An 8647-nucleotide genomic window follows, 5' to 3' on the forward strand; every position below is an offset into this window, starting at 1 on the left:
TGACCCTTGCCGCACATCGGCAGCCGGCCCGCCCGGCTCAGGAACCCGTGTCTTTCCACTGCAGCGCCATGCGGCCACGCCCGCCTGCGCGCGGAGCTTTCCCATGCAAACGTCCTATCCCCTGCGCCAGCAATGGCTCGGCAACGTCCGTGGCGACCTGTTGTCCGGCATCGTCGTCGCCCTGGCCCTGATTCCCGAGGCCATCGCGTTCTCGCTCATTGCCGGCGTCGACCCCAAGGTCGGCCTGTACGCCGCCTTCTCCATCGCCGTCATCACCGCCATCGCGGGTGGCCGCCCTGGCATGATCTCTGCTGCCACTGGCGCGATGGCGCTGGTGATGGTCGACCTGGTGAAGGATCACGGCCTGCAGTACCTGTTCGCCGCCAGCATCCTGGCCGGCTTGCTGCAGGTGCTGGCAGGCGTGTTCAAACTGGGCTCGCTGATGCGCTTCGTCTCGCGCTCGGTCATCACCGGCTTCGTCAATGCGCTGGCGATCCTGATCTTCCTGGCGCAGATGCCGGAACTGATCGGCCGCGGTCCTACGGTCTACGTGCTGTGCGCGGCGGCGCTGGTCATCATCTATCTGCTGCCGCGCCTCACCCGCGCCGTGCCCTCGCCGCTGGTGGCCATCGTGATGCTCACCGCGGTGGTGATCGGCTTCGGTATCGACGTGCGCAGTGTTGGCGACATGGGCCAGCTGCCCGACAGCCTGCCGCATTTCCTGCTGCCCGATGTCCCGCTCAGCTGGGAGACGCTGCGCATCCTGCTGCCGGTGTCGGCCACGCTGGCCGTGGTCGGCCTGCTCGAATCGATGATGACCCTGCAGATCGTCGAGGACATCACCGAGACACCCAGCGAGCGCAATCGCGAATGCATCGGCCAGGGCGTGGCGAATACGGTAACCGGCTTTCTCGGCGGCATGGCCGGCTGCGCGATGATCGGCCAGTCGGTCATCAACGTGACCTCCGGTGGCCGTGGCCGCCTGTCGTGCCTGGTGGCTGGCGTGCTGCTGCTGGTACTGGTGGTGTACGGCAGCGACCTGGTGCGGCAGATCCCGATGGCCGCCCTGGTGGCGGTGATGATCATGGTCAGCATCGGCACCTTCAGCTGGCGCTCGCTGCGCGACCTGCGCACGCACCCGCGCAGTTCCTCGGCCGTGATGTTGCTGACCGTGGTGGTCACCGTGGCCACCCACGACCTGGCCAAGGGCGTGCTCAGCGGCGTGCTGCTGTCGGCGTTGTTCTTCGCGCGCAAAGTAGGCCGCTTGCTGGAGGTGCAGCGCGACGATGCCCATGAGACGCAGGTCTACCGCGTGCGCGGGCAGGTGTTCTTTGCCTCGGCGGGGCAGTTGGGCGCAGCGTTCGACTATCAGCATGTGGCACCGAAGGTGCAGATTGACCTGCGCGATGCCCATCTGTGGGATCTGACCGCCGTGGCCGCGCTGGAGCGCGCGCAGGAAAAGTTGGCCGCGCATGGCGCCGATGTAACGGTGGTGGGGCTCAATGCGGCCAGCCAGACGCTGATCGAGCAGGTGGGTGGGCGCGGCGGCGGGCACTGATCGCGTAGGGCATGCTGGTGGCGCCGGGCCATGCCCGGCCGCCAGCCGGAACCGGGCCCAACCGGCGCTCGCCGCGCGGCTGACCGGGCGCATTCAGCCACCCGGTGTAAACTATTGATCTCACTGGCAATGCCAGTCTCCACGATCAACGCTCCGATGACGTCCGCCACCGCCCGTTACGCCGATTCCCTGCGCCTGTCCGTCGCCCCGATGATGGACTGGACGGACCGCCATTGCCGCGTGTTCCACCGCGTGCTGGCTCCCGGGGCGCGGCTGTACACGGAGATGGTGCACGCCAACGCGGTCATCCATGGTGACCGCGAGCGCCTGCTCGGCTTCGACCGCAGCGAACAGCCGCTGGCCCTGCAGCTGGGTGGCAGCGATCCGGCCCTGCTGGCGCAGGCCGCGCGCATCGCCGCGGACTGGGGCTACGACGAGGTCAACCTCAACTGCGGCTGCCCGTCCGATCGCGTGCAGGCCGGCCGCTTCGGTGCCTGCCTGATGCGCGAGCCGGTGCTGGTGGCCGAATGCGTGGCCGCGATGGTCGATGCGGTCGACATCCCGGTGACCGTGAAGTGCCGTCTGGGCGTGGATGAGGACAACGAGTACGAGGCGTTCGCCAGCTTCGTCGATCGCCAGGTCGCTGCCGGTGCAGCAATGGTGGTGGTGCACGCGCGCAATGCCTGGCTGAAGGGCCTGTCGCCCAAGGAGAACCGTGAGGTTCCGCCGCTGAAGTACGACTGGGCCTACCGCCTGAAGCAGGAGCGGCCCGCGCTGCCGGTGGTGCTCAACGGTGGCCTGGCCAGCATGGAAGCCGTGCAGGCCCAGGCCGGCCATGTCGATGGCGTGATGCTGGGCCGGGCCGCGTACCACGATCCCTATCTGCTGCATCAGCTGGAAGCGCTGCACACCGGTACGCCGCTGCGGTCGCGCGCGGACCTGCTGCGCGCGCTGCGCCCGTATGTCGAGGCCCGTCTGGGCGAGGGCATGGCCCTGAAGCACATCACCCGTCACCTGCTCGGCCTGTTCCATGGGCAGCCCGGTGGGCGCGCGTTCCGCCAGGTATTGAGCGAGGGTGCGCACCGTCCAGGCGCCGACTGGACATTGGTCGAACAGGCCCTTGCCGTGACCGAGCGCGACGCTGACCGTGCCGCTGCGTGACGTCCGTCACATTCCTGACTTGACAACGCCGGCCGATTCGTCCCGAATGTTCACTTAGATGAACAAACCTGCGGTTCGCCCGGAAAAGTTCAGATCGGATTCACTGCCCCAAACCAAGAATTTGCAAAGGAATTGTAAAGACCGGGTCCCGCACCCGGTTCCCGGATTTACGACTTTTGAACGAATCGCCGTGCTCGGCTAGGATCGCATCGATGTCTTCCGCTCCCCTCCATTGCCGCATTGCCCTGGCCACCTGCGTGGTGCTGGCGGCTGCGCCGCTGTCGTCGGCAATGGCACAGCAGCCCCCGCGTGCGGAACACGGCCGGGCGGAGATGATGGAGCGGAGCGAGCGGGGTGGCCGTGGCGACGAGCGCTCGCTGTCCGATGCCGTGCGCCGCGTGCAGCGCACTACCGGTGGCCACATCCTGGGCGCCGAACGGGTGCCGTTCGATGGTCGTGACATCAACCGGGTCAAGTACATGGACGACCGGGGCCGGGTCCGCTACATGGACGACCCCGCCCCGTCGCGTTCACAGCCGCGCACGCCGCGGTCGGATATGTCTTCACTACGCGGCGATAACCCCTGAACAGGGATAGTTGTCGCTATCAACCCGTACCCCACTGGCCTCCGGGCCACACCCAGGACACTAGGGAGAGTTCATGCGTATCCTTCTGGTCGAAGACGAAGCCCCGCTGCGTGAGACCCTGGCAGCCCGGCTCAAGCGCGAAGGCTTTGCCGTCGATGCTGCGCAGGACGGCGAGGAAGGCCTCTACATGGGGCGCGAAGTCCCGTTCGACGTCGGCATCATCGACCTCGGCCTGCCCAAGATGTCGGGCATGGAGCTGATCAAGGCGCTGCGTGACGAGGGCAAGAAGTTCCCGGTGCTGATCCTGACCGCGCGGTCGAGCTGGCAGGACAAGGTCGAGGGCCTGAAGCAGGGCGCCGACGATTACCTGGTCAAGCCGTTCCACGTCGAAGAGCTGCTGGCCCGCGTCAACGCGCTGCTGCGCCGCGCCGCCGGCTGGAGCAAGCCGACGCTGGAATGCGGCCCGGTCGCACTGGATCTCGCCGCGCAGACGGTCAGCGTCTCCGGCAGCAATGTCGACCTGACCAGCTACGAGTACAAGGTGCTGGAGTACCTGATGATGCATGCCGGTGAACTGGTCTCCAAGGCCGACCTCACCGAGCACATCTACCAGCAGGACTTCGACCGCGACTCGAACGTGCTGGAAGTGTTCATCGGCCGCCTGCGCAAGAAGCTGGACCCGGACGGTGAACTGAAGCCGATCGAGACCGTGCGCGGCCGCGGCTACCGTTTCGCGATCCCGCGCAACGAGGGCTGAGCCGGCTCACCCTGGCGATTGCACGATGTCCGGCCGTCTGTGGTTCTTCCGACGCTGGCGGCCGCGCTCCCTGCAGGCGCGCCAGCTGTTCGCCGCGTCCGTGGGCCTGGTCGCGTTCCTGGCCCTGGCTGGTTACGCGCTCGACGCCGCCTTCGCCGATACGGCGAAGGCCAACCTGCGTGAGCGCCTGAAGAACTACGCCACCGCCTATGCGGCCGGCATCGACTTCACCCGCGATCGTTCGCTGTACATCCGCGAGCAGCCACCGGACCCGCGCTTCGACGTGCCCGGCAGCGGTCTCTACCTGCAGGTGGTGATGCCGGACGGCAAGGGCAATTCGATGTCGGCCGAAGGCCCAATGCTGCCCACCGTCGGCGGCGGACTGCTTGCGCCACGCCAGGAGGTGTTCGAAGGCCCGCTGCCGATGATCCAGATCGACGGCAGCCAGGGCTCGGTGTACCGCTACGGCCTGGGCCTGGTGTGGGACGCCGATGCCGATCCCGCCACCGAGTTCCCGTACACCATCTACGTGATGGAAGACTCGCGCGCGCTCGGTGCGCAGCTGCGGGTGTTCCGCAGCCGTGTCTGGTTCTACCTGGGTGGCATCGGCCTGATCCTGCTGCTGCTGCAGACGGTCATCCTGCAGTGGAGCCTGCGTCCGCTGCGTCGCGTGATCACCGAGCTGACCAAGGTGCAGCGCGGCGAGACCGAGCGCATGAGCGAGCGCCACCCGCGCGAGCTGGAACCGCTGACCGACAGCATCAATGCCTTCATCGAGAGTGAGCGCGAGAACCTCGAACGCCAGCGCAACACCCTGGCGGATCTTGCGCACAGCCTGAAAACGCCGATCGCGGTGCTGCGCACGCAGATGGACAGCGGTGCCGGTGATGGCGCGCTGCGCGAAGAGCTGGACGTGCAGCTGCAACGCATGAACAACCTGGTGTCCTATCAGCTGGCGCGCGCTGCGTCGTCGGGCCACAAGCTGTTCTCCGCACCGTTGCCGATCGAGTCCAACGCCGAAGAGATCGTGCGGGGCCTGGAAAAGGTCTATGCGGCCAAGGGCGTGCTGTGCGAGTTCGACATCGATCCGGCCGCGCGCTTCCATGGCGAGCCGGGTGACCTGCAGGAACTGCTGGGCAATCTGCTGGAAAACGCCTTCAAGTGGGCCAAGCGCCGTGTCCTGCTGACCGCGCAGCCCCTGCCGGCACCGAATGCACGCCGCGCCGGCCTGCTGCTGGCCGTGGACGACGACGGCCCGGGCATCGCGCCGGACGATATCGGCAAGGTGCTGCAGCGTGGCGTACGTGGCGACGAACGCGTGCAGGGCCACGGCATCGGCCTGTCGATCGTGCAGGACCTGATCAAGGATTACCGCGGCGAACTGGCGGTCGGCCGTTCCAGCGAACTGGAAGGCGCCCGCTTCGAAGTGCGTCTGCCGCCGGGCCCGTAAGGGGGGGGCCTGCTTCGATCCACCGGTCAACGCGAATGCAGGCAGCGCCGGGCCACGCCCAGCGAACCGATGACATGACTCAGCCGCCCCGCGCCGGTGGTTCACCATAGAAGCGCCGCAGATGCGCGGCGACATCGGGCAGCGCTTCGGCCAGCACGTCCGGAGCGGAGAAGTGGTACTCGCTGGCGACCGCGAAGAACTCCTCCGGTGCTTCGGCGGCATACGGGTCGATCAGCGTCTCCTGGCCGGCATCCACCTGCGCGCAGAACGCATCGTAGGACTGCTGGAAGACAGCAGCCCACTCACGTTGCCAAGCACGCGGCAGCGGCGGTGTGCCGTCCATCGCGCCGTCAAGCGCATCGAGCTTGTGCACCATCTCGTGCACGGCCACGCAGTAGCCCTCGTGCGGTGCGGCCAGATCGGCCTGCACGTCGGCCCAGGACAGGATCAACGGCCCGCTGTCCCACGATTCGCCGATCAGCTCGTCGTCCCATTCGTGCAGCACGCCCGCCGCATCCATGTGGCTGCGATGCACGCGGAATGCGTCGGGGTACACGATCAGCTGCGACCAGCCCTGCAGCCCCACCTCGCCGAACTCGAGCAGTGGCAGGCAGCACAGGGCCGCCAGCAGCACGCCGTCGGCGGCCTGCAGCTGCAGGTTGCCGATCGGGGTGATGGTCTTCTCATGCAGGAAGCGCGCCGCCAGCGTGCGCAGCCGGGCGCGTCGTTCGTCGGAAAGCCCCTGCAGCCATGCCGCACGGCGGCAGGCCTCATCCCAGTATGCGTCTTCGATCGGCCGCGGTGCGGGCCGCAGCCACTGCAGCAACGACTTGATCAGCGGAACATTCCCGGCAGGTAGCTGTGCCACTTCGGCGCACGCAGCCGCTGCAGCATGTCCTCATCGCTGCCGCCACCGCCGGTGCTGGTGGCGCTGCTGGCTGCCGGGCGTGCCGGAGCAGGCTTGGCCGTGGTGGTCGATGCCGTCGGTGCGCGCTGCGAGGCGGCATCGCCGTTGGAGGACACACAGGAGCCGCGGCTGTCATCCAGTGCTGCTGTGGCCGACGCCGCGAAGGGCATCGTCAGCAGGATCAGGCAATGGGCATAACGGCGCATTGACGACATCCACGTTAAGGGAAGGTGAGTTCCCGATTCTAGCCCGAACCCGGCACCGGATTGGAAGCCCGCCGCCGGCCCCGTGGCGGGCGTCGCTGGCGGCTTTCCCGCATAATTCCATCCTGACTTCGTGGAAGCTGCCGTGGACGATCGCCAATTGCTGGCCAAACTCGCTGCCGGTCGCCTGTCCGGCGACGCCCTGGCCCGTGAGCTGGGCCAGACCCGGGCGGCAATTTGGAAGCGCATTCAAGGGCTTAGGTCCGCAGGTGTCGATATCGAGGGCCGTGCCGGCGAAGGCTATGGCCTGACCCGCCCGGTCGAGCTGCTGGACCCGGCGACCATCCGTGCCGCCCTGCCGGCCGATGCCCTGTCCCTGCTGCATGACTTGCAGGTGGCCTGGACGGTGGATTCCACCAATGCCGAATTGCTGCGGTGCAGCGCGCCCCAGCGCGGGGTCAGCGTCCTGCTGGCCGAACGCCAGACCGGAGGGCGGGGGCGGCGCGGCCGCACCTGGGCCTCGCCGCTGGCGGCCCACGTCTATCTGTCGGTGCTGCGCCTGTTCTCCGGGGGCCTTGGCCGGCTGGCGGGGCTGAGCCTGGTTGCCGGCATCGCCGTGGCCGAAGCGCTGCACGATCTGGGTTTCACCCAGGCGCAGCTGAAGTGGCCGAATGATCTGATCGTCGATGGCCGTCGCAAGCTGGTCGGCCTGCTCGCCGAGGGCGGCGGCGAATACGCCGGTCCGGCCCGCGCGGTGATCGGCATCGGCATCAACACGCACATGCCGCCCTCGTTCGCCGAGCAGATCACCCAGCCCTGGGTGGATCTGGACACACTGGCCGGCGCGCCGGTCGACCGCAACATCGTCGCCGCCGCCGTGCTCGCACGGCTGCTGCCGGCGCTGGAGGAATTCGATCGCGAAGGGCTGGCCCCGTTCCTGCCGCGCTACGCCGCCTTCGACATGCTGGCCGGCCGCGAGGTGCGCGTCGAACTGGAGGGGCAGTGGCAGCACGGCACCGCACTGGGCCTGGCCGATGACGGCGCGCTGCGCGTGAGCATCGACGGCTGCGAGCGCCGCCTGCATGCCGGCGAAGTCACGGTGAGGGCGGCATGAGCGACTGGTTGTTCGACCTCGGCAATTCGCGCTTCAAGTTCGCGCCGTTGCAGGGGGATCGCGCGGGTGACGTACAGGCCTGGGCGCATGGCGCCGAAGGCATGGCCGGGCAGCCGCCGCACAGCCTGCCCAGCGGCGCGACGGCGTTCGTCGCCAGCGTGGCCGCACCTTCGCTGACCAGCGCCATGCTGGACCAGCTGCAGCGGCGCTTCGACCACGTGCATGTGGTGCGCACCAGCGCCGAATGCGCAGGCGTGCGCATCGCCTACGCGCGCCCGGAGAAGTTCGGCGTGGATCGCTTCCTTGCCCTGCTGGCCGCCGCCAAGGCGCAGCGCCCGGTGCTGGTGGTGGGCGTGGGCACGGCGCTTACCATCGACCTGCTCGATGCCCGTGGCCAGCATCACGGCGGCCGCATCGCCGCATCACCCACCACCATGCGCGAAGCACTGCATGCGCGCGCCGTGCAGCTGCCCGCTAGTGGCGGCGATTACAGCGAGTTTGCCAATGACACCGCCGACGCACTCGCCTCCGGTTGCGATGGTGCTGCGGTGGCGCTGGTCGAGCGCAGTGCGCAGCAGGCGCAGGCACTGCTGGGTGTGATGCCGTCGCTGCTGGTGCACGGTGGCGGCGCGCCCGCGCTGATGCCATTGCTGGACGGCGCCGACTACCACCCCTCGCTGGTGCTGGATGGCCTCGCCCGCTGGGCGGTGCACCAGCCTGCAGGCTAGTATCCGCGCATGCTCACCCGTGCCCTGATCGTCGTCCTGGCCATCCTCAATCTTGGCGTTGCCTGCTGGTGGCTGCTGCGCGATGCGCCGCAGAAGCCTGCGCCGCCACCGCGGCCGGCCGGCGTGGCGGAACTGCGCTGGGTGCCCGGCGGCACCGATGCGGCGGTGGCCGCGCAGGCATC

9 protein-coding genes and 1 pseudogene are annotated in these 8647 nt (G+C 68.3%); 8 read left to right on the top strand and 2 right to left on the bottom strand.

Features of this window, described 5'->3' with window-relative positions:
• Positions 1 to 103 precede the first annotated feature (103 nt).
• The 5 genes from QMZ25_RS13150 to QMZ25_RS13170 all read left to right on the top strand — a co-directional run bounded on the left by QMZ25_RS13150 (position 104) and on the right by QMZ25_RS13170 (position 5513).
• Complete coding sequence (locus tag QMZ25_RS13150; RefSeq protein WP_283219749.1) at positions 104 to 1558, top strand: SulP family inorganic anion transporter; 1455 nt, start codon at positions 104 to 106, stop codon at positions 1556 to 1558.
• 129 nt (positions 1559 to 1687) lie between these two features.
• Entirely contained in the window at positions 1688 to 2719 is a 1032-nt protein-coding gene (dusA, locus tag QMZ25_RS13155) for a tRNA dihydrouridine(20/20a) synthase DusA (RefSeq protein WP_065182031.1), read from the top strand.
• A 212-nt stretch (positions 2720 to 2931) separates the two neighbouring features.
• The gene (locus QMZ25_RS13160) at positions 2932 to 3306 is read left to right on the top strand and encodes a hypothetical protein (protein WP_053520383.1); all 375 of its coding nucleotides are present in this window, start codon (positions 2932 to 2934) and stop codon (positions 3304 to 3306) included.
• A 73-nt stretch (positions 3307 to 3379) separates the two neighbouring features.
• Entirely contained in the window at positions 3380 to 4063 is a 684-nt protein-coding gene (locus QMZ25_RS13165) for a response regulator transcription factor (protein WP_053520384.1), read from the top strand.
• A gap of 25 nt (positions 4064 to 4088) precedes the next feature.
• Positions 4089 to 5513: a sensor histidine kinase gene (locus QMZ25_RS13170; protein ID WP_065174201.1), complete on the top strand. Its 1425-nt coding sequence runs from the start codon at positions 4089 to 4091 to the stop codon at positions 5511 to 5513.
• Between the two features lie 79 nt (positions 5514 to 5592).
• Here QMZ25_RS13170 and QMZ25_RS13175 read toward each other — a convergent pair whose 3' ends face one another.
• Both QMZ25_RS13175 and QMZ25_RS13180 read right to left on the bottom strand, forming a co-directional pair.
• Complete coding sequence (locus tag QMZ25_RS13175; protein WP_193395749.1) at positions 5593 to 6381, bottom strand: M90 family metallopeptidase; 789 nt, start codon at positions 6379 to 6381, stop codon at positions 5593 to 5595.
• Entirely contained in the window at positions 6348 to 6626 is a 279-nt protein-coding gene (locus QMZ25_RS13180) for a hypothetical protein (protein WP_283219750.1), read from the bottom strand. Before QMZ25_RS13180 ends, QMZ25_RS13175 begins: the two co-directional genes overlap by 34 nt.
• 142 nt (positions 6627 to 6768) lie before the next feature.
• Here QMZ25_RS13180 and birA point away from each other — a divergent pair, with 142 nt between their 5' ends.
• The 3 genes and pseudogenes from birA to QMZ25_RS13195 form a co-directional block, all read left to right on the top strand.
• Positions 6769 to 7737, top strand: coding sequence for a bifunctional biotin--[acetyl-CoA-carboxylase] ligase/biotin operon repressor BirA (gene birA / locus QMZ25_RS13185; RefSeq protein WP_283219751.1), 969 nt, complete (start codon positions 6769 to 6771; stop codon positions 7735 to 7737).
• Positions 7734 to 8465 (top strand): type III pantothenate kinase, encoded by a 732-nt coding sequence (locus QMZ25_RS13190; RefSeq protein ID WP_053520152.1) that lies wholly within the window; start codon positions 7734 to 7736, stop codon positions 8463 to 8465. The genes birA and QMZ25_RS13190 overlap by 4 nt, the downstream gene beginning before the upstream one ends.
• A 9-nt stretch (positions 8466 to 8474) precedes the next feature.
• A pseudogene (locus QMZ25_RS13195) lies at positions 8475 to 8647 on the top strand (SPOR domain-containing protein); the annotation flags it as partial.

Origin of the sequence: Stenotrophomonas sp. RS-48 (assembly GCF_030053245.1) — a bacterium.
Classification (GTDB): domain Bacteria; phylum Pseudomonadota; class Gammaproteobacteria; order Xanthomonadales; family Xanthomonadaceae; genus Stenotrophomonas; species Stenotrophomonas maltophilia_P.

What these genes read in the sequence shown, in the direction of transcription:
- QMZ25_RS13150 (WP_283219749.1), top strand. Translation starts at nt 104, where the DNA reads ATGCAAACGTCCTATCCCCTGCGCCAGCAATGGCTCGGCAACGTCCGT.
- dusA (WP_065182031.1), top strand. Translation starts at nt 1,688, where the DNA reads ATGCCAGTCTCCACGATCAACGCTCCGATGACGTCCGCCACCGCCCGT.
- QMZ25_RS13160 (WP_053520383.1), top strand. Translation starts at nt 2,932, where the DNA reads ATGTCTTCCGCTCCCCTCCATTGCCGCATTGCCCTGGCCACCTGCGTG.
- QMZ25_RS13165 (WP_053520384.1), top strand. Translation starts at nt 3,380, where the DNA reads ATGCGTATCCTTCTGGTCGAAGACGAAGCCCCGCTGCGTGAGACCCTG.
- QMZ25_RS13170 (WP_065174201.1), top strand. Translation starts at nt 4,089, where the DNA reads ATGTCCGGCCGTCTGTGGTTCTTCCGACGCTGGCGGCCGCGCTCCCTG.
- QMZ25_RS13180 (WP_283219750.1), bottom strand. Translation starts at nt 6,626, where the DNA reads ATGCGCCGTTATGCCCATTGCCTGATCCTGCTGACGATGCCCTTCGCG.
- QMZ25_RS13190 (WP_053520152.1), top strand. Translation starts at nt 7,734, where the DNA reads ATGAGCGACTGGTTGTTCGACCTCGGCAATTCGCGCTTCAAGTTCGCG.